The organism is Nitrospirillum karajorum (genome assembly GCF_036348415.1).
Lineage (GTDB): Bacteria > Pseudomonadota > Alphaproteobacteria > Azospirillales > Azospirillaceae > Nitrospirillum > Nitrospirillum amazonense_B.
In genome coordinates this window covers 1,615,028-1,638,101 of the sequence record NZ_JAZBQB010000001.1, presented here as the reverse complement: position 1 = coordinate 1,638,101, position 23,074 = coordinate 1,615,028, and the positions used below count along the sequence as shown (strand labels likewise).

The window sequence follows — 23,074 nt, the reverse complement described above, 5'->3', positions numbered from 1 at the left end:
GCCTGAATTGAAACCGAGTCCGGAGTGTAGCAGATAAGGCCCTGGAATCAGGCAGCCTTATGGCAGAGGGGCCGCCTGGGTCCCGGCCAGGCCGATCTGGTAGCGCGCCTCCGGCTGGCCCGGCAGTTGCCCGGCCGAGGCCGGACCTGCGGGAGCCGCCGCATCCACCTCCGACAGCGTCAGGTCGCGCTGGGCCAGCGCGGTCTTCAGATGGCTGACGTCCCCCAGCACGGTGAGGGTCAGCAGCGCCTCCGTCGTCTTGAGCGCGCTGGTGTCCACCTGGGTCACCATGGGTACGCCGGCCAGCCGCCGCCGCACCTCCACCAGGGTGGCGAGGTCGGTCAGGGGGACCCGCACGGACACCTGCCCGGACTGGTGGCTATCCACCACCACGCGGCGCTTCCACCCTTCCTCCACCCGGTCGACGGTGGTGGCGACGGCCAGGGCCAGCGGGGCCGGCACCGCGACCGCGGGCTGGGCATCCGGCGTGGCCGAGGGCAGCGGGCGGGAAACGAAGGCCCCTTGCGGCACCGATTCCGGCGACGACAGCCCCTCCCCGGGTATGAAGGTGGTCAGCGTCAGTTGATAGCCCTTGGCGGCGTCGCCCTCCAGCCGGGCCACGACCACCTGGCCGGCGCCATGGCGGGCGGCGATGCGGGCCAGGACGGCGGCATCCGGCGTCAGCGCCGCCTTGGCCGGCAGGTCGGTCTGATCGGCGCCGTCCGGCGGCGCCAGGGTCACGGGCACCAGCCCGTCGACCTGCCCCATCTGCGCCCAGGCCTGGCGCCACGGGCCATCGGTCCACAGGGCGGGTTCGGCCCCGGTGGCGTCCAGGGGCAACACCAGGGCCGGCTTGCCCACCATCTCGGCATAGCGCACGCCGTTCTGCTGCAGAAGCTGGCGCACGGCGGCGGGGCGGAAGCGGACGGTGAAGCGGCCGACATAGCGGACGGAGGATGCGCGCTCCTGCTCCAGCTCGAATCCGGCCACCAGGGCCTCCAGCTCCCCCTGCCCCACGGACGGGGGCTGGCGGCCATCGGCGGCGGGGGTCAGCTTGCGGAACAGTCGGGCCAGCGCCTCGCGCTGGGCCTGCAGGATGGCCTGGTCGCGGGCCTGGTTGGCGTTGCCGGCGGTGACATCCACGTCCACACCCCGCTCCACGAAGGCCTGCTCCGCCGCCGTCGCGCCACCGGCCTCGGCACGGGCCCGCCCGGCGAAGGCCCCGGCGGCGCAGACCCCGGCCGCCAGGGCCAGGAAAATGGCGCCCCGGAACCCGGTCTGGCGCAGGAGGGGGATGCAGCGGTGCGGCATTGCAAAGCCTTCCGATATTGCTATGTTCGGCGCCGAAACCCGGGCGGGTCACGGAACCGTCTTGAAACGACGGTGGTGGGCGGCGGCCTTCGCGCAGCGGCCCCCGGACGGACGCCCCTTCTTAGCCCAGGCCCTGCGAGGACGCCATAAGCACCTATTCGTACAAGGACGCCGGTGTCGACATCGACGCGGGCAACGCCCTGGTCGAGGCGATCAAGCCCCTGGCCAAGTCCACCGCGCGCACCGGTTCCGACGCCGGCCTGGGCGGCTTCGGCGCCCTGTTCGACCTGCGGGCCGCCGGCTTCACCGATCCGCTGCTGGTGTCCACCACCGACGGTGTCGGCACCAAGCTGAAAGTCGCCATCGACGCCAAGCGCCATGACACGGTCGGCATCGACCTGGTGGCCATGTGCGTGAACGACCTGGTGGTGCAAGGCGCAGAGCCCCTGCTGTTCCTGGATTATTTCGCTACCGGAAAGTTGGACGTGGCCGCTGGCCGCGCCATCGTGGCCGGCATCGCTGAGGGTTGCCGCCAGGCCGGCTGCGCCCTGGTGGGCGGTGAGACGGCGGAGATGCCGGGCATGTACGCCGATGGCGACTATGACCTGGCCGGCTTCTCCGTGGGTGCCGTGGAACGCAGCCAGGTGCTGACCGGCGCCGGTGTCGCCGCCGGCGACGTGGTGCTGGGCCTGGCGTCCAGCGGCGTGCATTCCAACGGCTATTCCCTGGTGCGCAAGCTGGTGTCCGTCTCGGGTCTGACCTATGAGGATGATGCCCCCTTCGCCCCGGGCAAGACCCTGGGCGAGGCGCTGCTGGCCCCCACCCGCATCTATGTGAAGAGCACGCTGGCGGCGGTGCGCGCCGGCCTGGTGAAGGCCATGGCCCACATCACCGGCGGCGGCCTGATCGAGAACATTCCGCGCGTCCTGCCGGATGGCTTGGGCGTCACCCTGGACGCGACGTCCTGGACCCTGCCGCCGGTGTTCCGCTGGCTGGCCAGCGTCGGCACCATCGCCGACCTGGAACTGGCCCGCACTTTCAACTGCGGCATCGGCATGGCCGTGGTGGTCCCCGCCGACAAGGCGGATGAGGCGATCACCGTCCTGACCCAGGGTGGTGAGACGGTCACGCGCATCGGCCAGGTGGTGCCGGTCGCGGCCGATGCCGCCCATCGCGTCACGGTGACGGGCACGGACAAGGCATGGCACTCGTAAACAGCGGAACGCCCGGCAAGCTCAAGCTGGGCGTTCTCATTTCTGGCCGGGGCAGCAACCTCCAGGCCCTGCTGAACGCCACCACCGCGCCGGACTTCCCGGCGGAGGTGGCGTTGGTCCTGTCCAACAAGGCGGATGCCGCGGGGCTGGAGCGGGCGCGGGGCGCCGGCGTCCCGGCGCTGGCGCTGCCGCACAAGAACTATGCCGACAAGCCGGCGTTCGAGCAGGCCATGACCCGGGCGCTGGAGGATGCCGGCGTTCAACTGGTGTGCCTGGCCGGCTTCATGCGCCTGCTGTCGCCCTGGTTCGTCGACCATTGGCGCGACCGGCTGATCAACATCCACCCGTCGCTGCTGCCGGCCTTTCCCGGCATCGACACCCACCAGCGGGCCCTGGACGCCGGCGTGCGCTTCCACGGCTGCACGGTGCACTATGTCCGCAGCGAGGTGGACAGCGGCCCCATCGTGGCGCAAGCCGCCGTGCCAGTGCAGGCGGAGGACACCGCCGACACCCTGTCCGCCCGCGTGCTGGCGGCGGAGCACCAGCTGTATCCCCTGGCCGTGCGCCTGATCGCCGAGGGCCGGGTGACGGTGAAGGGCAATCGCGCCGTGCTGGCCGGGCCCCTGCCCCTTCCCGCCACGGCGCTGAATCCAACTCCGGCCTGAGGTCGTCCTATCCGGGGATCGCCGGCACGGTTTGCCGCAGATCCGGCTCGTCATGCAGGAAGGTCAGGTTCAGGGCGGCGGTGATTTCCGTGTCCGGCTTTTGGGATATGGCGGCCTGGGCGATCAGCCGCGCCCGGCTTTCCTCATCCAGCCGCACGCCCGCCGCCGCCACGGCCGCCGCCCAGGGTGTCAGCCCTTCGGCCGGCAGGACGAAGCGCAGGGCCATCGCCAGGTTGGAAAACTGGGTGCTGTCGACCAGCCATCCGCCCGCCGCCATAATGGCATCGGTGACCGCGGATGTGGCCTGGTGCCGCTCACACCGCGTGATGGCGGCCAGCATGAGGGGGCGCGGCCTCATGACCGCCCTCCACCCGGCGACAAGGGGGGTGTTTCGTTTCTCATCGCGCCACTATGCCTGGCCGCCGCCGGCGCGGCCACCCGCCACCGGGCACAGAGGATCACAACCAAGGCGTGACCTGAACCATTAACCGAACAACGCGGCCCCTTGCCAGCGGCCCGCGTTTGCGCATAAACCTTGGAAAACGGGTTTCATCTCGGGATAAGGGAGGGCGAACTATGGCCGGTGCTCACAGCGGTGCGGTCGCGGTCAGCGACACGGTGGTCAAGGAACATGCCGACGGCTGGCATGCGTTCACGCGCTTCGTGAAGGCGGGCATCATCGCCGTTGTCCTGCTGATGCTGATGTTCCTGGCGCAATTCGCCCTGGGGTGGGGCTTCTCCATGTTCCTGATGATCGTCGGCGACATCATCCTGGTGCTGGCCCTGTTGCTGGGCAAGGTGTAGCCTAGCTCCCACATTTGGCCGCCAAGGCATTTTCCCATCGGCGCCGTCCGCGCTTCGTGCATCACGAAGCTGTGGGCGGCGCCGATGTGCTTTGGGCCGATGCCGCGACATCGTTCGCCAAGACCGGTGGAAGCCCAGACCATTGCACCCGCAGGTCCCTTCGACATATCTGTAAACAAATGGCTTTAAGGTCCCGGATGATGTCGAAACACCTGAACGCGGCGATCCAGTTTCATCAGGCCGGCCGCCATGCCGAAGCGGAACAGGAATACCGCCAAGCCATCAATACCGGCGATACCGGGTTCGCCCGCAATTTGCTGGGCGTGCTGTGCGCGCAAACCGGCCGCGTGGCGGAGGGTATCGCCCTGATCCGCCAGGCCATCGCCCTCAACAAAAGGGTGCCGGAATTCCATTCCAATCTGGCCGTGGTGTTGTTGGGGGCGGGCGACGCCCAGGGGGCCGTGGCCGCCTGCCGCCAGGCCCTGAAACTGAACCCCAACCTGGCCGATGCCCTCATCAACCTGGGTGCCGCCCTGCTGCGGCTGGGCCAACATGCCGACGCGGTGGCCCCACTGCGACGGGGCGTCAAGGCCAATCCCGGCAATGTCGAGGCTCACCGCAACCTGGGCCTGGCCCTGCTGGGCACCGGCCAGCTGACGGAGGCGGTGGACAGCTTCCGCGCCGGCATCGCCCAGGCCCCCACCCATGCCGGATGCTGGACCGGGCTGATCGCGGCGCTGGAACAGTCCCGGTCCGCCAGCCTGGGGCAAGGGCTGGAGGAGGCCGTGGCCCGTTGTCCGGGTGAGATCGCCCTGCGGCTCAAGCTCACGGCGCACCGGTTGGTCGCCGGCGACACAGCCTCTGCGGAAGCCCTGGCCCGGCAGACAGCGGCGGCCGCCCCGGCCGTCCTGGAAGCGACCATCATGCTCGCCAACGTGCTGACCGCCCAGGGCCGCAAGGCGGAGGCCCATCAGGCGTTGACTGACTGGCTGGATCGGGGCGACGCCTCATCCCACACGCTGACCCTGTTGGCCGACGCCTTCATGGGACTGGGCGATGACATCCTGGCTGAACGGCTTTTCCGACAGGCGATGGCGCTGGAGCCGGGCACCGGTCAGGCCGCCCTGGGGCTGGGACTGCTGATGCGTCGTCTTGACCGTGGCCAGGAGGCGCTCACCCTGCTGGAGCGGTGCGCCCAGGACCTGCCGGACTCCCCCCTGGCGCAGGCCGCCTATGGTGATCTGCTGCTGGCCATGGGCCGGCCCGCCGCCGCCCTGGCCTATGCGCGCCGCGCCCAGGCGCTGACGCCCGACGATCCAGGTATCCTGCTGACCCTGGGCAACGCCCTGCGCGACCTGGGGGAGATCGATGAAGCGCTGGCGGCATTGACGCATGCCGTGACCGTGGCGCCAGAGCGGGCGGACATCCATTCCAACCTGGTTTATACCCGCCTTTTCCACCCTGCGGTGACTCTGGCCCAGGTCCGGGCGGAGCATATCGCCTGGGCGCAACGGCACGCCCAACCCGTCCCGCCAGCCCCGCCTGCCCCACCAGCCGGACACCACGGGGCCCTGCGCATCGGCCTGGTTTCAGGCGACTTCCGCAACCACCCCGTGGGCTATTTCATCGTCCGGGCGCTGGAGGCGCTCGCCAGGCGGGGGGTGACGCTGATCGCCTACGCCAACCAGCGGGTGGAGGACGACATCACCCGCCGGGTGCAAGCCGTATGCGCCTGGCGGCCCATCCAGGGACTGGACGCCCCGATGGTGGCGCGGCAAGTGCGCGACGATGGCATCGACATCCTGATCGATCTCGCCGGCCACATCGCCGGCAACCGGCTGGACGTGTTCGCCTTGCGTCCCGCCCCTCGCCAAGCCACCTGGGCCGGCTATATGGCGACCACCGGGCTGACGCAGATGGACCTGATCATCGCCGATCCCCATCACATCCCGCCCGAAGCCGAAGAATTCTATACCGAGCGGGTCGTGCGCATGCCGCACAGCTTCCTGTGCTACGACCCGCCAGCCGCGGCCCCCACCGTGCCGCCACCGCCGGGGGAGGGCAACGGCCACGTCACCTTCGGATGCTTCAACATCGCGGCCAAGCTGAACGCCGAGGTCATCGCCTGCTGGGCGCAAATCCTGACCCGCGTGCCGGGATCCCGCCTGCTGCTGAAATCGCGCGGCCTGGATGAGGCGCCGGTTCATGCCCGCATCCTGGAGCAATTCCGGGCCGGCGGCATTGATGCCGCGCGCCTCGACTTCCTGGGCGCCACCACTCAAGCCGACCACGTCGCCTGCATGCAGCGGGTCGACATCGCGCTGGACCCGTTCCCCTTCGCCGGCAGCACCACTACCCTGGAATCCCTATGGATGGGCCTGCCCGTGGTGACGCTCACGGGGCAGACCTTCTCCGGCCGCCACTCCACCTGCTTCCTCAGCGTGTTGGGACTCACGTCGCTCATGGCGACGACCGTGCAGGAATATGTCGACATCGCCGTTCGCCTGGCCACCAATCTGGAAGAGGTCGCCGACCTGCGCCAGCGGCTGCGCCCCCTCATGGCCGCCTCCCCCCTTTGTGATGCCGAGGCCTTCGCCGACGACTTCATCCGGCTGCTGCGGTCGGCCTGAGTCGTCAGTACACCGTTTCCCCCGGCGGCACGGCCGACCGGGGCGTCAGCACCACGACATCGCCGGCCGCGTTACGGGCGCCCAGGATCAATACCTCTGACAGGAAGCCGGCGATATTGCGTGGGGGGAAATTGCAGACGCACACCACCTGGCTGCCCACCAGGTCCTCCAGCGCGTAATGGGTGATCTGGGCGCTGGACCATTTGACGCCCAGATCGCCCAGATCCACGGCCACCTTGTAGGACGGGTTGCGCGCCTTGGGGAAAGGCAGCACCTGCACCACCCGGCCGACGCGGATGTCGAGGTTCAGGAAATCCGCCACCTCCGCCGGTGGCTTCAGGGGTGCCGTCATCATCCGTCCTTCACACCGGGGTTAAACCGACAGGCCCGCCATCACGACGCCGGAACGCGGCGCATCAGGGCGGCGTACAGGACGGTGGCGATGAACAACCCAGTGAACCACGCATAGCTGTAGATGGCCTGGAAAAAGGCCGGCACGCCGGCGAAGGCCGCCGGAAAGGCCGCGTGCAGGAATCCGGGGATGTTGGGCAGCACGGCGATGATGAAGGCCGCCAGCGCCGTCAGGTTCCAGCCGCCGCTATAGGCGTAGGGCCCGTTGAGGTCGAACAGCCCCTCCAGGCTCAGGCGGGCGCGGCGCACCAGCCAATAGTCGGCCAGCATGATGCCCAGCAGCGGCCCCAGCAGGGCGCCATAGCCCAGCAGCCAGGTGAAGATATAGCCCTGGGTGCTTTCGATCAGCTTCCACGGCATCATGATCACACCGATGGCGGCGGTGATGTAGCCGCCCCGGCTGAAATTCACGGCGCGGGGGAAGATGGCGGCGAAGTCATAGGCCGGCCCCACGGTGTTGGCCGCCAGGTTCACGCACAGCGTGTCGATAACGATGATGGCAAGGCCGATGGCCACGGCGATGCCCTCCATCCGGCCGGCCAGGTCCACCGGGTCCCAGATGGCCTTGCCATAGACGGTGATGGTGGCGGACGTGACGGCCACGCTGATGAAAGCCAGACCCGCCATGGGCAGCGGCAGGCCCAGCGCCTGGCCCTGGTACTGGTCCTTCTGGCTGCGGGCGAAGCGGGTGAAGTCCGGGATGTTGATGGCCAGGGTGGACCAGTAGCCCACCATGGCCGTCAGGCCGGGCAGGAAGGCCACCCAGAACCCACCTTCCTTGGCGCCGCCGGGCCCGAATTGCGACGGGGCCGACAGCAGGCTGCCGAAGCCGCCGGCCTTGTCGTAGGCCCACCACAGCAGCGCCAGGATGATCAGGATCTTCAGGGGCGCCGTCACCGTTTCCACCCAGCGGATGGATTCGGGCCCCTTGGCGATGAAATAGAGGTGCAGGGCCCAAAACAGGAAGAAGCACGCCAGCTGGCCGGCATTGATGCCGATCCAGCCCAGCTTGGCCCCATCCAGGGCGCCCGCCGTCAGGATGTTGCCGATGGCGTAGATGGCGCTGCCGCCCACCCAGCACTGGATGCCGAACCAGCCGCAGGCGATCAGCGCGCGCAGCAGGGCCGGCAACTTGTTGCCGCGCACCCCGAAGGCCGACCGGGCGATGACGGCGAAGGGCACGCCGTACTTGGCGCCCGAATGTCCCACCAGCAGCATGGGCACCAGCACGATCAGGTTGCCCAGCAACACCGTGCCCACCGCTTGGCCCGCGGACATGCCCTGCTCGATCAGGCCGGACGCCAGCATGTAGGAGGGGATGCACATGACCATGCCCACCCACAGCGCGGCGAAGTGCACCCAGCGCCAGGTACGATGGCGCGCGTCCACCGGCGCCAAGTCCGCGTTCCAGATCTCCGACGTCGTATCGACGCCCTGCCCTGTGCCCATAACTGCCCCCGTTCAAACCTTTTGGTTCTTGTCCCCGGGCGGCGACCTCCCCAGTCCCGTCTTATATTAGGCCCGTCTTCTGTTTATGAGGCCATTTCCGCCTATGCCCGATCCACACCCACCGGCTTCAGCGCCTGCTTCCGCTTGGCGGCGGCGTCGAAGCCGGGCGCGAAGGCCGGGCGGTTGACATAGCGCCCGGCGCCGCGCACCGCCCGCAAATCGCCATCCTGCCAGGCCACACGGCCGGCGGTCAGGGTCACGCGCGGCAGGCCCTTCACCTCCATGCCCTCGAAGATGTTGTAGTCCACGTTCTGGTGGTGGGTCTTGGCGGAGATGGTCTTGGTCGCGGCCGGGTCCCACACCACCAGGTCGGCGTCGGCGCCGACGGCGACCGCGCCCTTGCGCGGGTAGATGTTGAAGATCTGGGCGGCATTGGCCGAGGTGACCTTCACGAATTCGTTCATGGTCAGCCGGCCGCTGTTCACCCCGTGGTGCCATAGTACCGCCATGCGGTCCTCCACCCCGCCCGTCCCGTTGGGGATGCGGGTGAAATCATGGCGGCCGGCGGCCTTCTGCGGCGCGCAGAAGCAGCAATGGTCGGTGGCTGTGGTGTGCAGGGTGCCCGACTGCAGGCCATGCCACAGGGCGGCCTGATGCTCCCTGGGGCGGAAGGGCGGGCTCATGACATGGGCGGCGGCCACCTCGAAATCGGGATGGCGGTAGACGCTGTCATCCACCAGCAGGTGTCCGGCCAGCACCTCGCCATAAACGCGGTGGCCGTCCATGCGCCCGCGCGCGATGGCCTCCAGCGCCTCGCGGCAGCTGACATGCACGATGTAGAGCGGCACGCCCAGTACCTTGGCGATCTGGATGGCGCGGTTCGCCGCCTCCCCCTCCACCGCCGTGGGGCGTGACAGGGGATGGGCCTCGGGACCGGTCAGGCCTTGGGCCAGCAATTGCTTCTGCAACTGGAACACCAGCTCGCCATTCTCGGCATGGACGGTGGGCATGGCGCCCAGCTCCAGGGCGCGGGTGAAGCTGTTCACCAGCACTTCGTCATCGCACATGATGGCGTTCTTGTAGGCCATGAAGTGCTTGAAGCTGTTCACGCCGTGGTCGCGCACCAGGGCGCCCATGTCGGCGTGCACGCTGTCATCCCACCAGGTGATGGCGACGTGGAAGGAATAGTCGGCCGCCGCCTTCTCCGCCCAGCCGCGCCAGGTGCGGTAGGCCTCCATCACGTTCTGCCTGGGGTTGGGAATGACGAAATCGATGATCATGGTGGTGCCACCGGCCAGGCCCGCCGCCGTTCCGGTGTAGAAATCATCGCTCGCCACCGTGCCCATGAAGGGCAGCTGCATATGGGTGTGCGGGTCGATGCCGCCCGGCATGACATAGCAGCCGCCGGCATCCACCACCGTCGCGTCCGACGGCGCCGCCAAATCCGGCCCCACCGCGCGGATCACCCCATCCTCGGCATAGACGTCGGCGCGGAAGGTCTGGTCGGCGGTGACCACGGTGCCGCCCCGGATCAGGGTGCGAACGGAGGGGGGGTGGTCATGAGGGCATCTCCCTTTCCAATAAACTCGACTGGTCCAATAAACTCAGCCGGGCAGCGACAGCCCGGCCCCCCGCAGGATGAAGCGCACGACCTCCACCGTGATGGCGTCGAAGTCGCGGCGGGTCAGTTTCTTGCGGCCCAGCACGGCGCGGACCTGGGCATCGAAGTCGGCGTAGTGCTGCGTCACGGCCCAGATGAAAAAGAAGAAGTGCCGGGTATCCACCGGGGCCATGCGGCCCTCGGCGATCCAGCCGTCCAGCACGGCGGACTTCTCATCCACCAGCTTCTTCAGGTCGGACGTCAGGAAGCCTTCGATCTCGGCGGCGCCATGGATGATCTCGCTGGCGAAGACCTTGGACACCACCGGACGGTCGCGCGTGGCCCGCATCTTGGCGCGGATATAGCCCGCTAGCGCCTGGGCCGGGTCGCTGTCCGGCGTGACATGGGCCAGGGGGTCCAGCCATTGCTTCAGGATGTCGGCCAGCACGGCGCGATACAGGTCGTGCTTGGTGCTGAAATAATAATGGACGTTGGCCTTGGGCAGGCCGGCGCGCAGGGCGATGGCCGCCGTGGTGGCGCCGCCGTATCCCTGCTCGGCGAACACCTGCTCCGCCGCCGTCAGGATACGCCGCAAATTCTCACGCCGAATGCCCCCTTCGGGCGCCGCGGCCGGCGCGTCCGCCCGTACTGACTTCTGGTCCTTCTTGGACGCTCCCCCAACACCGTGCGCCATCTGTAAGTCCAACCCCTTGTACCCGTCATGTGGAACGCGGGTCAGGTGGCGTCGGCCTTCGCCACCACGGCCCGCAACAGAACATTGCATCCGGCTTCACACCATTCCGGATGCGCATGTTCAATCTCGTTATGGCTGATGCCGTCCACACAAGGAATGAAGATCATTGATGTCGGGGTTACACGGGCCAGGTAGCAGGCGTCATGCCCTGCCCCGGACACCATGTCGCGGTTGCTGTAGCCCAATTCCGCCACGGCGCCGCGCACGGCCTCCACGCAGCCCGCGTCGAATTTCACCGGGGCATAATACCAGATCTGCTCGAATTCCGTTTCGAGACCGGTTTCCTGGGCGACTCGTGCAACGGCGTCGCGCAGCTTTGCATCCATTTCCGCCAGCACCGCATCGTCGGGATGGCGGAAATCGACGGTGAAGAAGACCCGGCCCGGGATGACGTTGCGGGAATTGGGGTGGATCTGCATCAGGCCCACGGTGGCGCAGGCGTAGGGCGCGTGCTCCAGCCCGATGCGGTTCACCGCCTCCACGACGCGGGCGGCGCCCAGCAGGGCGTCGCGCCGGCGGCTCATGGGCGTCGGGCCGGCGTGGGCCTCCTGCCCGGTGAAGGTGATCTCATACCAGCGCTGGCCCTGGCAGTCGGTGACCACGCCGATGGTCTTGTCCTCAGCCTCCAGGATGGGGCCCTGCTCGATATGGGCCTCGAAATAGGCGCCAAGCTCGCGGCCCCGGATGGGGGCGTCGCCGGCGTAGCCAATGCGGGCCAACTCCTCCCCCATGGTCTTGCCGTCCAGGTCCTTGCGTGACAAGCCGTACTCCAGGTCGAAGGTACCGGCGAAGACGCCCGAGGCGACCATGGCCGGCGCGAAGCGGGACCCTTCCTCATTGGTCCAGGCCACCACCTCGATCGGCGCCTCGGTCTGGTAGTTCAGGTCGTTCAGGGTGCGCACCACCTCCAGCCCGGCCAGCACGCCATAGACACCGTCGAACTTGCCGCCTGTCGGCTGGCTGTCCAGGTGGCTGCCCATGAGGATGGGCGGCAGCGCGTTATTGCGGCCGGGGCGGCGCGCGAAGATGTTGCCGATGGCGTCCACGGTGATGGTGCAGCCCGCGTCGCGGCACCATTGCACGAACAGGTCGCGGCCCTGTTTGTCCAGGTCCGTCAGGGCCAGGCGGCAGACCCCGCCCTTGGGCGTGGCGCCGATCTTGGCCATCTCCATCAGGCTGTCCCACAGCCGGCTGCCGTTGATGGCGACGTTCGTTCCGAATTTTGCTTCCGTGCTCATATCGCAAACGCTCCAGCTTATTCGGCGGCTTTTGGTGGCAGGACGCGGGCCGGGTTTTGGGGATGCTCCGGCCAGGTCAGATAGGGCCGGCCCGTCTCCTGCTCGTGCATGGTGATGCAGTCGGGCACGGGGCAGACATGGGTGCACAGGTTGCAACCCACGCACTCCTCATCCACCACCTCGAACAGGCGCTTACCCTCGGCCGGAATGATGCGGATGGCCTGGTGCGAGGTATCCTCGCACGCGATATGACAGCGGCCGCAATCGATGCACAAATCCTTGTCGATCTTCGCCTTGGTGACGAAGTTCATGTTCAGGTCGTTCCAGTTGACGACGTTCGGCACGGCGCGGCCCTGGAAGTCGGCCAGGGTGCGATAGCCCTTATCATCCATCCAGGCCGACAGGCCGTCGATCATGTCCTCGACGATGCGGAAGCCATGGGTCATGGCGGCGGTGCAAACCTGGACGCTGCCGCAGCCCAGGGCCAGGAACTCCGCCGCGTCGCGCCAGGTGCCGATGCCGCCGATGCCGGAGATGGGCAGGCCCCGCGTGTCCGGGTTGCGCGCGATCTCCGCCACCATGTTCAGCGCGATGGGCTTCACCGCCGGGCCGCAATAGCCGCCGTGCGTGCCCTTGCCGCCCACGGTGGGGGTGGGTGCCATGGCGTCCAGGTCGACGGAGGCGATGGAATTGATGGTGTTGATCAGAGACACCGCATCGGCCCCGCCGCGCTTGGCCGCTTCCGCCGACCACAGCACGTTGGTGATGTTGGGCGTCAGCTTCACGATCACCGGCAGGCGGGTGGCGTTCTTCACCCAGCGGGTCACCTGCTCCACCATTTCCGGCACCTGGCCGATGGCCGAGCCCATGCCGCGCTCACACATGCCGTGGGGGCAGCCGAAGTTCAACTCCAGCCCGTCGGCGCCCGTGGGCTCGATGCGCCGCGCCAGGCCGGCCCATGCCTCCTCGGTCATCACCGCCATGAGGGAGACGACAACGGCGCGGTCTGGCCATGCCTTCTTCACCGCCGTGATCTCCCGCAGGTTGACCTCCAGCGGGCGGTCGGTGATCAGCTCGATGTTGTTGAAGCCGATCAGGGCGCGGTTGCTGTCCAGCAGGGCGCCATAGCGGCTGCTGACGTTGACCACGGGCGGGTCCTCGCCCAGGGTCTTCCACACCACGCCGCCCCAACCGGCCTTGAAGGCGCGGACGATGTTGTATTCCTTGTCCGTGGGCGGGGCGGAGGCCAGCCAGAACGGGTTGGGCGATGTGATGCCGGCGATGGTGGCGCGCAGATTGGCCATGGGTCGTCCCTTCCCTGCTCAAGCCTTGAGGTAGGCGTCGATGGCGAAGGCCGCCGCCTTGCCGTCCGCCACGGACTGCACGGTCAGATCCTCACCGCTTTTGATGCAATCGCCGCCGGCATAGACGCCGGGCAGGCTGGTGGCCAGGGTCTCGTCCACCTGGATACGACCGCCGGCCAGGGCCAGGCCGTCCAGCCCACCGGGCGCCAACTTCTGGCCCACAGCCTTCAGCACGACGTCGCAGGGGATGGTCACCATCTCATCGGTGCCAGCCAGGCGGCCAGCGTCCATCGCCATGCGTTCCAGCACGATGCCGCTGACGGCGCCGCCGGTTTCCAGGATCTCGCGCGGCGCCAACCAGGTGCGCAGGACCACGCCCTGGGTGCGGGCCAGATCCTGCTCATGCCCCGTGGCGCCCATCTCGGCCGTGCCCCGGCGGTAGGCCATGGTGACCTCCGCCGCCCCGGCGCACAGCGACTGGATGGCGGCGTCCACCGCCGTGTTGCCGCCACCGATCACCACCACGCGCCGACCGGTCACGGCCACCGGCGGGGCTCTCCGCTGGCGCAGCGCGGCGATGACGTCCACCGCGTCGGCCACGCCGACCAAATCCTCACCCGCCACGCCCAGGGTGTTGATGCCCGCAAGGCCGACCCCGAGGAACACGGCGTCGAAATCCTGGCGCAGTTGGGCCAGCGTAACGTCGCGGCCCAGGGCCGTGCCCGTCTTCACCCTGATGCCACCCAGGGACAGGATGAAATCCACCTCGCGCTGCGCAAAGTCGCCGACCATCTTGTAAGCGGCCAGGCCATATTCGTTCAGGCCGCCGGCCTTGGCGCGGGCCTCGAACACCGTCACCTCGTGCCCCAACAGGGCCAGCCGGTGGGCACAGGCCAGGCCGGCGGGGCCGCCGCCCACCACCGCGACATGCTTGCCGGTCGGCGCCAGGCGAGTGAAGGGCTGCACGCCCGCCTTGAACAGCACGTCGGTGGCATAGCGCTGCAGACGGCCGATGGCCACCGGTTCCGCCTCCGCCTTGTTGCGCACGCAAGCCTGTTCGCACAGCACCTCCGTCGGGCAGGCGCGGGCGCAGGTGCCGCCCATGATGTTGGCATCCAGGATGGTGCGGGCGGCCCCCTTCACATTGCCGGTGCCGATCTTGCGGATGAAGCCCGGGATGTCGATGGCGGTGGGGCAGGCCGTGACACAGGCCGCCTCATAGCAATACAGGCACCGGCTGCTCTCCGCCATGGCCTGCAAGGCGGTGAAGGGGGGAACCAAGTCCCGGTCCAGGCTGAGCTGGTTCCCGTGTGCGGCCCCATTGACGCCACTCATCTGCTGCTCCCGTCCTTTCCGGCCCTTTACTGGGCCCCCGCCGGGACGGTCGTGCGTTCCCGGCGGTCCTGTTCAGAGGTACGCGTGTCGCAGGCGTATGCCTTGATTGGCTTTATTTTTCGACTGGTTTTTTACCCAGGGGCAGAAGCCCCTAGGGCAATTCGCGCAGCACATCCGCCAGTGTGCCGAAGATTTGGTCGATGTGGCTTTTCTCGATGATCAGCGGCGGCGACAGGGCGATGATGTCGCCGGTGGTGCGGATCAACAGACCCTTCTCAAAGGCCCGCAGGAAGGCGTCGAAGGCGCGCGCCGTGGGCTTGCCGGCGATGGGCTCCAGCTCGATGCCGGCGATCAGGCCCAGGTTGCGCACGTCGATGACATGCGGCAGGCCGCGCAGGCTGTGCGCCGCCTCCTGCCAATAGGTGGCCAACTCCGCCCCCCGGGTCAGCAGCCCCTCCTCCTTGTAAATCTTCAGGGTGGCGAGGCCGGCGGCGGTGGCCAGCGGATGACCGGAATAGGTATAGCCGTGGAACAGCTCGATGACGTTCTCCGGCCCGGTCATGAAGGCGTCGTAGATGTGGTTCTTGAAGAACACCGCCCCCATGGGAACCGTGGCGTTGGTCAGGCCCTTGGCCGCGGTGATGATGTCCGGCACCACACCGAAATAGTCGGTGGCGAAGGGCGCGCCCAGGCGGCCGAAGCCGGTGATGACCTCATCGAAGATCAGCAGGATGCCGTGGCGGTCGCAGATGGCCCGCAGCTTTTCCAGATAGCCCTTGGGCGGCAGCAGCACGCCGGTGGAGCCGGCCACCGGCTCCACGATCACGGCGGCGATGGTGGAGGCGTCGTGCAGGGTGACGATGCGCTCCAACTCATCCGCCAGATGGGCGCCCCATTCCGGCTGGCCCTTGGTGAAGGCCTGGTGCGCCTTGTCATGGGTGTGCGGCAGGTGGTCGACGCCGGCCAGCAGGGGTCCGAAGAACTTGCGGTTGGTGACGATGCCGCCGACCGAGATGCCGCCGAAGCCCACGCCGTGATAGCCGCGTTCCCGCCCGATGAAGCGGGTGCGCGTCCCGTCCCCCGGGCGCGGTGGTAGGCCAGCGCCACCTTCAGCGCCGTATCCACGGATTCCGAACCGGAATTGGTGAAGAACACCTTGTCCATGCCGGTGGGCAGCAGGGCGGCCAGTTGGGCCGCCAGCTCGAAGGCGCCCGGATGGCCCATCTGGAAGGCGGGGGCGTAGTCCATGGCCGCCACCTGGGCCTGCACCGCCTGGACAATCTCGGGCCGGCAATGGCCGGCGTTCACGCACCACAGGCCGGCCGTGCCGTCCAGCACCTGGCGGCCGTCATCGGTGGTGTAGTGCATGTCCTTGGCGCCCACGAACAGGCGCGGCGCCTTCTTGAACTGGCGGTTGGCCGTGAACGGCATCCAGAACGCGTCCATGTTGTTCGGGACGCTTCCCGACCCACGGCCATCGGGGGCCGCGGACGTGGGAATGGGGTGGACGCCGAAGCCGTCGTGACGCTGTGCCAAAGCCGCTCTCCCAGAAAGCGCCCGGCCCCTTTCGGCCAGGCATGCCCGCACGTTATAGCCCGAAATTTATGGAATGGAGAGTGACATGAATTTGACCATTTGGTCAGGATTTTTTTGACCGGACGGCCAGAAAAATGCGCAAAGTCGCGCCACCGCCGTTCCTGCATAATTTCTGTGCAGGGGACAGACACGGATAGCGCAAAAGAAAAGCGGCCCCGAGGTCGCCCCCGAGGCCGCTTTCCCTAAAGCGTCATCCGTGACGCCGGCGTTCAGCCGACGATCTCGGTGCCGGCGAAGAAGTAGGCGATCTCGATCTTCGCGTTCTCCAGGCTGTCGGAGCCGTGGACGGAGTTGGCTTCGATCGATTCCGCGAATTCCTTGCGGATGGTGCCGGCGTCGGCGTTGGCCGGGTTGGTGGCGCCCATGATCTCGCGGTTGCGGGCCACGGCGTTCTCACCTTCCAGGACCTGCACGACCACCGGGCCGGAGGTCATGAAGGACACCAGGTCGCCGTAGAACGGGCGGGCGGCGTGCACTTCGTAGAACTTCTCGGCCTGCTGCTTGGTCATCTGGATGCGCTTCTGCGCGACGATGCGCAGGCCGGCTTCCTCGAACTTGGCGTTGATCTTGCCGGTCAGGTTGCGACGGGTGGCGTCGGGCTTAATGATCGAGAAGGTCTGTTCGACGGCCATGGCCGGATCTCCTGGGATTTGATACGAGGAATCTCGAAAGTGGCGGCGTTATATACGGGCGCACGCGGGGCCGCAACAGGCGTCGCTCTGCCCAGGATGCGCACCCGTCAGGCCTTTTCAGCACCACCAGCGCCCCGCGCAAGGTCCCGCGCCGCCTGGAAAATGGGCTTTGCCCAATCTGGAATTGACGCCAGCGCCGCCAAGTCCCCCGCCACTGGCACAAAAATTTCACGCTCCCGCGTTTCCAGGATCAGTCTGGCCGGCGGAATATCGTCACCCGTCCCGACCGTGACGCTATTGTCGAAAAGCTGAAGGCGGCTGATGACCGGCAGGATACGGATCAGGTTGGCGCGGGAGGTTATCCAGCGTTCCCGTATCTTCGCCTCCGGGATGTCATGCCCGCCGAAGGCCACACGCTGGGCCACCCGCCGCAGATGCAACTCCACCGTTTCCAATCCACAATACAGCATGACGATACGATGGGTGGCCGCCGCCGCCAGCAGAAGGGCGGGAATCGCGCTGCCGCTCAGCGTGGTCTCGAAGGCGTAGCTGGTTTCATCAGCGATAGCCTGGCGAAGATTGGTCAGCCCCTGGCGGCCGGCCCGCATATTGGCGGCATCCGGCGCCAGCCCGGTCTGTGCGACCATGTGGCGGGCCATGGTGTCCGGGTTGAAGTACGACAGGCCATGGGCCGCCAAGAGCGTACCAATGACGGAGCTTTTGCCGGCGCCGTTCACGCCCGCCAGCACCACGATGAAGGGCCGTGGATCGCTCAATATGACTGGCCCGCCTTCGGTCGGGCCCCGCCCTGCCCTTTGGACGCCAGCATGTCGTCAAGACGATCCCCGGCGCCCGGTTCCCGCAGCGTGGCCAATTCCGCATCGAATTGAGCGGCCAACCGCTCCAAACCGGCCTGCTGCCGCGCCAGGGCGTCGGCCGCCCTGGTCGCCAACCGATCGTATTCCTCGGCCGACACCAGCACCATTTCCACCCGGTCGTGAGTGGTGATGGCCACGCTGCCGCTGGTCTGGACCTCCCGCGCGATGTCGGCCCAGCGACTGCGGACCTGGGTCGCGTTGCGCCGGGGCAAGGCTTCCAAGCTGGATCGCTTAGCGACCATGATCCCATCTCCTTTAATACATAACGTACATTATGGACGTTTTATACGTACTGTACAGATCGCTTTACGAAACCGGGCCGGCTAAGCTGACAAGTGCCTTCCGATGCGCCTCATGCTAAGAGGGCGGCCATGCTGACCATCACCGACCTCACCTACCGCATCGCCGGCCGCACCCTTCTGGACCAGGCCTCCGTCGTCGTGCCCAGGGGCCACAAGGTGGCGCTGGTGGGCCGCAACGGCACGGGCAAGTCCACCCTGTTCAAGCTGATCGCCGGCGAGTTGCACCCCGACGGCGGGGAGATCAGCCTGCCCAGCGGCATGCGCATGGGCATGGTGCGGCAGGAGGTGCCGGCGGGGGCCACCAGCCTGCTGGACACGGTCATGGCGGCGGACACCGAACGCACCGCGCTGCTGGCGGAGGCGGAGACGGCGACGGACCCCGCCCGCATCGCCGACATCCACACCCGCCTGGCCGACATCGGCGCCCATTCGGCGGAGGCGCGGGCGGCGCAGATCCTGTCCGGCCTGGGCTTCGACGCGGCGGCGCAGCAACGGCCGTGCGCCGACTTCTCCGGCGGCTGGCGCATGCGCGTCGCCCTGGCCGGCGTGCTGTTCACCCAGCCCGACCTGCTGCTGCTGGACGAGCCGACCAACCATCTGGACCTGGAAGCCACGGTATGGCTGGAGAGCTATCTCAAGAACTACCCCCACACCATCCTGCTGATCAGCCATGACCGGGAGCTGTTGAACAAGGTCCCGACCACGACCATCCACCTGGATCAGCAGAAGCTGACCTCCTACAGCGGCGGCTATGACCAGTTCGTCACCGTGCGCGCCGCCAAGCTGGAGAACCTGAAGGCCCAGTCGGCCAAGCAGGAGGCCCAGCGCAAGCACATGCAGGATTTCGTGGACCGCTTCCGCGCCAAGGCCAGCAAGGCCAAGCAGGCGCAAAGCCGCCTGAAGGCGCTGGAGAAGCTGGGCCCGGCCATCACCGTGCTGGAGGAACACCGCACGCGCTTCGACTTCCCCTCGCCCGAGGAGCTGTCGCCACCGCTGATCAACATGGACGGCGCCGTCGTGGGCTACGGCGACAAGGCCATCCTGCGCAACCTGAACCTGCGCATCGACCCCGAGGATCGCATCGCCCTGCTGGGCGCCAACGGCAACGGCAAGTCCACGCTGGTGAAGATGCTGGCCGGGCGGCTGGCCCCCATGGGGGGCGAGGTCCGCCGCTCCTCCAAGCTGAAGGTCGGCTACTTCGCCCAGCACCAGGCGGAGGAGCTGAACCTGGCCTGGACGCCGGTGCAGCAGACCCAGGCCGCGATGAAGGGGACCACCGAGCAGCAGGTGCGCAACCACCTGGGCCGCTTCGGCTTCCCCCAGATCAAGGCCGACACCCTGATCCGCGACCTGTCGGGTGGCGAGAAGGCGCGCCTGCTGTTCGCGCTGATGAGCCGGGAGGCGCCGGGCATCCTGCTGCTGGACGAACCGACCAACCACCTGGACATCGACAGCCGCGAGGCCCTGGTGGAGGCCATCAACGGCTATCAGGGCGCCGTCATCCTCATCAGCCACGACCCGCACCTGGTGGAGCTGACGGCCGACCGCCTGTGGCTGGTGGCCGACGGGACCTGCAAGCCCTATGACGGCGACCTGGACGAATACCGCGCCTGGCTGCTGGACCAGCGCCGCAGCGACAGCGCCTCCCGCGACGTCACCCCCGCCGCCGGCCGCGACCGCAAGGAGGAACGCCGGGCGGCGGCCGAACTGCGCCAGCAGTTGGCCCCCCTGCGCCGCAAGGTGGAGGATGCGGAGAAGCGCATGGGCCAGTTGGGCACCAAGAAGGCCAAGCTGGATGAGAAACTGGCCGACCCCGCCCTGTACCAGGGCCCGAAGGAGGCCGTGACCAAGCTGCAGATCGAGCTGGGCCAGGTGCAGAAGGACCTGGACGCCGCCGAGGAGGCTTGGCTGACCCTGTCGGAACAGCTGGAAGAGGCGATGGCGGCGGGCGCGTGAGGCCGATCGCCTGCGCCCATGCGCCGCACCCCGCCCGTGGCCCCCGGTCCGAAATTGCGTAACCGAAACCGGGGTGTAACACAGCCATCATTGCAAATCGGGGCGGTGCGTGCCATCTGTGCGCCTATGTTCCGTGCATAAACTTGTTCCCGGGGCCTGGGGCCCAGGGCTCCCACCCGGGGAGCGACGACCTGAACAGCCTTACGCCCATCTGGGGACATGCCGTCCTCAGGGGGACGCGCCGCCGCTGGAATGCCGATGCTGAGGAACGCCTGACCCATGCCGACTGATCGCGCCGAGACGACCTTGAACGGCAAGAAATTCGCCGCCCGGGGCGCCGCCAAAAGCTGCCATCCGCACGGCCACGGGCATGCCCCCCGCGCCCACAGCCCGGCGAGCGAAAACCCCGCCTGGCTGTTCTTCCGCCGCTGGGCGGCCAACCCCGTCTCCATCGCCTCCATCACCCCGTCGGCCCCGTCGCTGGGCCGCCTGATGGCCCGCCATGTGCGGCGCGAGGCGGATGAGATCGTGGTGGAATATGGCGGCGGCACGGGCGCCATCACCAAGGCGCTGCTGGACTCCGGCATTCCCGCCTCGCGCCTGTTCGTGATCGAGCGGGACAAGGAACTGCACGCCTACATGACGGCCAAGTTCCCCGGCGTCACCGTGCTGCTGGGTGACGTGAAGGACGTGCGCACCCTGCTGCCCCCCAATGGGTGGGCAAGGTGGGCACCATCGTCTGCGGCATCCCCATGATCCTGATCCCGACCGAGGCCCAGCGCCAGATCATGGATGAGGCCTATGCCGTCATGCCGCGCGGCCGCCGGTTCCTGGCTTTCACCTACTCCTTCCGCTCCCCCCTGCGCCGCCAGGCCCTGGGCCTGACGGGCAAGCGCCTGGGCTGGGCCATGTCCAACATCCCGCCGGCGGCGGTCTGGGGCTACACCCGGGACTGAGGGACGGCGGCCCAGCCCGGCAGCCTTGATGTGATCCACTGTTCGCAAGCGCGGAGAAGGCGCTGAACCGGCTGGTCGAACAGCACCGTGATCAGCCAGGCGCTGAGATAGATCAGCGCCAGCACCGCCACCAAGGCCCCGCGCAACGCCGGCTCGGACAGCGCGAGTTTCGGCAGGGTGATCTCCAGCGCCAGCAACAGCGGCATGTGAATGACGTAAAGCGGGTAGGATAGGGCGCCGGCCCGGCGGGCGAGCCGTCCCCCGCGCAACACGCCATGGCGTTCCAATCCCGCCAACCCCAGCACGAGCAGCCCGACCTGGACCGCCATGCGCATGAACATCACCTGGCCGCCATACTCCTTGCCCCAGCCGATGTCGGGCAGCGTCACCAGGACCAAAGCGCCCCCCAGCGCCGTCAGGGCCAGACTGGCCCGGCGCCCGGGACGGAACTTCACGAATATCCATCCGGCGGCCAAGCCGGCCATGAAATAGAAATTGAAATAGCTGATCGCCCGCATCCCCCAGGGATTGGCCACTTGGCTCAGCCATACCGAGCGCGGTAGATGCAGCATGTCCAGGACCGGCCACGGTATCCAGCGCCAAAAGGTGGCGAAGACCCAGACAGCCAGGAGGACGGGTCCCAGCCGGGGTATCAGGGCCAGGCCGAAGAAGAAATAGAAGACCAGTTCATGCCGCAAGGTCCAGGCCGCCGGTATGAACTCCCGATCATGCCCCGGTGACAGCAGGATCATCGGTATGGCCGCTTCCGGCGTGATCAGGGAATGGAGGAAGTAAAACGGGATCAGCAACGCCAGCCAGTAGGCGGGATAAATTCGGCAGAGGCGGCGCCACCAGAAGCGCGGCACGGCGGCGATGTCGCCCCAATCGCCGGCATGGACCATCATCATCACGAAGCCGGACAGGACAAAGAAATAGGTCACGCCCAGCGCACCGGGCGCCGGCCATCCGCCCAGCACGGGCCCCACGCCCGGCGCCGCCAGCTTGTCAACGTTAGGGCCCGTATGGCCGAAGACGACCGCTGTCGCGGCCAGGAAGCGCCCCCATTCCAGGGTCGCCAGCTTGGGCGGCGCCAAATGGGCTTCCCCCCGCCCGGAAACGGCACCATCACGTATTGTTCTCGCACCCAAAGGCGTATGTCCCATTTGAAGAAGTTGGCTTCTAAGCCTTGCGCGGCGCCTGGGCCAGCAGGGCGTCGGTCCAGCTGGGGGGCAGGACGCCCAGCAGCCAGGACACGGCATAGGTTGGCCAGGGGAAAGCGATGCGCGCCCGGTTGGCGGCCAGGCCCTGCACGACGATGCGCGCGGCCCTGTCCGCGTCCATCAGGAAGGGCATGGGAAAGGTGTTGACCGCCGTCATGCGGCTGCGCACGAAGCCGGGACAGATAACGGTGACCTGCACCCCCTGGCCCATCAGCTCCCCCCGCAGCCCCTCGCCGTACGACCGCACCGCCGCCTTGGAGGCGCAGTAAGCCGGGGCGCCGGGCATGCCGCGAAAGGCCGCCAGGGAGGACATGAGCGCCAGCTGCCCCCGCTTGCGCGCCACCATGCGCGGAATCAGGGGGTGGATGGTGTTCAGCACACCCTCGATGTTCACCGCCAGGATGCGGCGCGCCTGCTCCTCCGTCTCTCCGGAAAGCCCGTCCCCGCCCCCCGTGCCGCCGGAGATGCCGGCGTTGGCGATGACCAGGTCGATGGGCACCCCGTCATCAGCGGCCCGGATCCAGTCGCCCAGGGCCTGGCGGTCCAGCACGTCCAATGCCGACGCCGTGACCCGCGCGCCCTTGGCGCGCGCAGCATCCGCCACCGCCGCCAGCCGCGCCGAATCACGACCCGTCAGCCACAGCTGGCGTCCCGGCACCGCATAGGCCAGGGCCAAGGCCTCGCCAATGCCGCTGGACGCGCCGGTGATCAGAATACTGTTCGGCGACTGCACCGCCCGTCCCCCTTCGCCTGTCTCGTCATGGAGCATGGCCCCCGCGCTTACCGCAAAGCCCGCAACCCGCAGGCGCCTGTGGCGCT

At 67.9% G+C, this 23,074-nt stretch carries 21 protein-coding genes and 1 pseudogene; 7 read left to right on the top strand and 15 right to left on the bottom strand.

Features of this window, described 5'->3' with window-relative positions:
- Nucleotides 1-57: 57 nt before the first annotated feature.
- A complete protein-coding gene (locus UCD39_RS07200) occupies nt 58-1,311 on the bottom strand; it encodes a DUF2066 domain-containing protein (RefSeq protein ID WP_330495353.1) in 1,254 nt (417 codons plus the stop codon).
- Between the two features lie 146 nt (nt 1,312-1,457).
- Here UCD39_RS07200 and purM point away from each other — a divergent pair, with 146 nt between their 5' ends.
- The gene (gene purM, locus UCD39_RS07195; protein WP_330495505.1) at nt 1,458-2,525 is read left to right on the top strand and encodes a phosphoribosylformylglycinamidine cyclo-ligase; all 1,068 of its coding nucleotides are present in this window, start codon (nt 1,458-1,460) and stop codon (nt 2,523-2,525) included.
- Entirely contained in the window at nt 2,513-3,190 is a 678-nt protein-coding gene (gene purN, locus UCD39_RS07190) for a phosphoribosylglycinamide formyltransferase (RefSeq protein ID WP_330495352.1), read from the top strand. The genes purM and purN overlap by 13 nt, the downstream gene beginning before the upstream one ends.
- Nucleotides 3,191-3,197: 7 nt before the next feature.
- On the opposite strand, the gene UCD39_RS07185 is transcribed toward purN, so the two are convergent.
- Nucleotides 3,198-3,548, bottom strand: a complete 351-nt coding sequence (locus UCD39_RS07185; RefSeq protein ID WP_330495351.1) for a hypothetical protein — start codon at nt 3,546-3,548, stop codon at nt 3,198-3,200.
- Nucleotides 3,549-3,766: 218 nt separating this feature from the next.
- Here UCD39_RS07185 and UCD39_RS07180 point away from each other — a divergent pair, with 218 nt between their 5' ends.
- The gene (locus UCD39_RS07180) at nt 3,767-3,994 is read left to right on the top strand and encodes a hypothetical protein (protein ID WP_145729410.1); all 228 of its coding nucleotides are present in this window, start codon (nt 3,767-3,769) and stop codon (nt 3,992-3,994) included.
- Between the two features lie 197 nt (nt 3,995-4,191).
- Entirely contained in the window at nt 4,192-6,624 is a 2,433-nt protein-coding gene (locus UCD39_RS07175; protein ID WP_330495350.1) for a tetratricopeptide repeat protein, read from the top strand.
- 4 nt (nt 6,625-6,628) lie between these two features.
- Here UCD39_RS07175 and UCD39_RS07170 read toward each other — a convergent pair whose 3' ends face one another.
- From UCD39_RS07170 to UCD39_RS07120, 11 genes and pseudogenes are all read right to left on the bottom strand, one after another.
- Entirely contained in the window at nt 6,629-6,979 is a 351-nt protein-coding gene (locus UCD39_RS07170; protein ID WP_330495349.1) for a tRNA-binding protein, read from the bottom strand.
- A 38-nt stretch (nt 6,980-7,017) separates the two neighbouring features.
- Nucleotides 7,018-8,484 carry an NCS1 family nucleobase:cation symporter-1 gene (locus tag UCD39_RS07165; protein ID WP_330495348.1) on the bottom strand — a complete coding sequence of 489 codons (1,467 nt, stop codon included), beginning with the start codon at nt 8,482-8,484 and terminating at the stop codon, nt 7,018-7,020.
- 101 nt (nt 8,485-8,585) lie between these two features.
- Nucleotides 8,586-10,016, bottom strand: a complete 1,431-nt coding sequence (gene hydA, locus UCD39_RS07160; RefSeq protein ID WP_442943597.1) for a dihydropyrimidinase — start codon at nt 10,014-10,016, stop codon at nt 8,586-8,588.
- A 72-nt stretch (nt 10,017-10,088) separates the two neighbouring features.
- Entirely contained in the window at nt 10,089-10,778 is a 690-nt protein-coding gene (locus UCD39_RS07155; RefSeq protein ID WP_330495347.1) for a TetR/AcrR family transcriptional regulator, read from the bottom strand.
- Between the two features lie 41 nt (nt 10,779-10,819).
- Nucleotides 10,820-12,076, bottom strand: a complete 1,257-nt coding sequence (locus UCD39_RS07150; RefSeq protein WP_145729406.1) for a Zn-dependent hydrolase — start codon at nt 12,074-12,076, stop codon at nt 10,820-10,822.
- Between the two features lie 17 nt (nt 12,077-12,093).
- On the bottom strand, nt 12,094-13,380 hold the full coding sequence (gene preA / locus UCD39_RS07145; RefSeq protein WP_330495346.1) for an NAD-dependent dihydropyrimidine dehydrogenase subunit PreA: 1,287 nt from the start codon (nt 13,378-13,380) through the stop codon (nt 12,094-12,096).
- An 18-nt stretch (nt 13,381-13,398) separates the two neighbouring features.
- Entirely contained in the window at nt 13,399-14,715 is a 1,317-nt protein-coding gene (locus UCD39_RS07140) for an NAD(P)-dependent oxidoreductase (RefSeq protein ID WP_330495345.1), read from the bottom strand.
- A 151-nt stretch (nt 14,716-14,866) separates the two neighbouring features.
- A pseudogene (aptA, locus tag UCD39_RS07135) lies at nt 14,867-16,146 on the bottom strand (omega-aminotransferase AptA).
- Between the two features lie 374 nt (nt 16,147-16,520).
- Nucleotides 16,521-16,943, bottom strand: coding sequence for a nucleoside-diphosphate kinase (gene ndk, locus UCD39_RS07130; protein ID WP_040844830.1), 423 nt, complete (start codon nt 16,941-16,943; stop codon nt 16,521-16,523).
- A 107-nt stretch (nt 16,944-17,050) separates the two neighbouring features.
- Nucleotides 17,051-17,719 carry an ATPase gene (locus tag UCD39_RS07125; protein ID WP_330495344.1) on the bottom strand — a complete coding sequence of 223 codons (669 nt, stop codon included), beginning with the start codon at nt 17,717-17,719 and terminating at the stop codon, nt 17,051-17,053.
- Complete coding sequence (locus tag UCD39_RS07120; RefSeq protein WP_330495343.1) at nt 17,716-18,063, bottom strand: type II toxin-antitoxin system Phd/YefM family antitoxin; 348 nt, start codon at nt 18,061-18,063, stop codon at nt 17,716-17,718. Before UCD39_RS07120 ends, UCD39_RS07125 begins: the two co-directional genes overlap by 4 nt.
- Before the next feature lie 129 nt (nt 18,064-18,192).
- On the opposite strand from UCD39_RS07120, the gene UCD39_RS07115 reads away from it, so the two are divergent.
- From UCD39_RS07115 to UCD39_RS07105, 3 genes are all read left to right on the top strand, one after another.
- A complete protein-coding gene (locus tag UCD39_RS07115; protein ID WP_330495342.1) occupies nt 18,193-20,079 on the top strand; it encodes an ABC-F family ATP-binding cassette domain-containing protein in 1,887 nt (628 codons plus the stop codon).
- 279 nt (nt 20,080-20,358) lie between these two features.
- Nucleotides 20,359-20,835: a class I SAM-dependent methyltransferase gene (locus UCD39_RS07110; protein ID WP_330495341.1), complete on the top strand. Its 477-nt coding sequence runs from the start codon at nt 20,359-20,361 to the stop codon at nt 20,833-20,835.
- Nucleotides 20,805-21,035 carry a class I SAM-dependent methyltransferase gene (locus UCD39_RS07105; protein WP_330495340.1) on the top strand — a complete coding sequence of 77 codons (231 nt, stop codon included), beginning with the start codon at nt 20,805-20,807 and terminating at the stop codon, nt 21,033-21,035. The genes UCD39_RS07110 and UCD39_RS07105 overlap by 31 nt, the downstream gene beginning before the upstream one ends.
- Here UCD39_RS07105 and UCD39_RS07100 read toward each other — a convergent pair.
- The gene (locus tag UCD39_RS07100; RefSeq protein WP_330495339.1) at nt 21,020-22,129 is read right to left on the bottom strand and encodes an acyltransferase family protein; all 1,110 of its coding nucleotides are present in this window, start codon (nt 22,127-22,129) and stop codon (nt 21,020-21,022) included. The genes UCD39_RS07105 and UCD39_RS07100 overlap by 16 nt on opposite strands.
- 85 nt (nt 22,130-22,214) lie before the next feature.
- Nucleotides 22,215-22,988 (bottom strand): SDR family NAD(P)-dependent oxidoreductase, encoded by a 774-nt coding sequence (locus UCD39_RS07095; RefSeq protein WP_330495338.1) that lies wholly within the window; start codon nt 22,986-22,988, stop codon nt 22,215-22,217.
- Between the last annotated feature and the right edge of the window lie 86 nt (nt 22,989-23,074).

Excerpts from the sequence above, each read along its gene's own strand:
- UCD39_RS07185 (WP_330495351.1), bottom strand. The coding sequence starts at position 3,548 with ATGAGGCCGCGCCCCCTCATGCTGGCCGCCATCACGCGGTGTGAGCGG.
- UCD39_RS07165 (WP_330495348.1), bottom strand. The coding sequence starts at position 8,484 with ATGGGCACAGGGCAGGGCGTCGATACGACGTCGGAGATCTGGAACGCG.
- purN (WP_330495352.1), top strand. The coding sequence starts at position 2,513 with ATGGCACTCGTAAACAGCGGAACGCCCGGCAAGCTCAAGCTGGGCGTT.
- UCD39_RS07180 (WP_145729410.1), top strand. The coding sequence starts at position 3,767 with ATGGCCGGTGCTCACAGCGGTGCGGTCGCGGTCAGCGACACGGTGGTC.
- preA (WP_330495346.1), bottom strand. The coding sequence starts at position 13,380 with ATGGCCAATCTGCGCGCCACCATCGCCGGCATCACATCGCCCAACCCG.
- ndk (WP_040844830.1), bottom strand. The coding sequence starts at position 16,943 with ATGGCCGTCGAACAGACCTTCTCGATCATTAAGCCCGACGCCACCCGT.
- UCD39_RS07155 (WP_330495347.1), bottom strand. The coding sequence starts at position 10,778 with ATGGCGCACGGTGTTGGGGGAGCGTCCAAGAAGGACCAGAAGTCAGTA.
- UCD39_RS07110 (WP_330495341.1), top strand. The coding sequence starts at position 20,359 with ATGCCGACTGATCGCGCCGAGACGACCTTGAACGGCAAGAAATTCGCC.
- UCD39_RS07140 (WP_330495345.1), bottom strand. The coding sequence starts at position 14,715 with ATGAGTGGCGTCAATGGGGCCGCACACGGGAACCAGCTCAGCCTGGAC.
- UCD39_RS07150 (WP_145729406.1), bottom strand. The coding sequence starts at position 12,076 with ATGAGCACGGAAGCAAAATTCGGAACGAACGTCGCCATCAACGGCAGC.
- UCD39_RS07170 (WP_330495349.1), bottom strand. The coding sequence starts at position 6,979 with ATGATGACGGCACCCCTGAAGCCACCGGCGGAGGTGGCGGATTTCCTG.
- UCD39_RS07175 (WP_330495350.1), top strand. The coding sequence starts at position 4,192 with ATGATGTCGAAACACCTGAACGCGGCGATCCAGTTTCATCAGGCCGGC.
- UCD39_RS07115 (WP_330495342.1), top strand. The coding sequence starts at position 18,193 with ATGCTGACCATCACCGACCTCACCTACCGCATCGCCGGCCGCACCCTT.
- UCD39_RS07120 (WP_330495343.1), bottom strand. The coding sequence starts at position 18,063 with ATGGTCGCTAAGCGATCCAGCTTGGAAGCCTTGCCCCGGCGCAACGCG.
- UCD39_RS07200 (WP_330495353.1), bottom strand. The coding sequence starts at position 1,311 with ATGCCGCACCGCTGCATCCCCCTCCTGCGCCAGACCGGGTTCCGGGGC.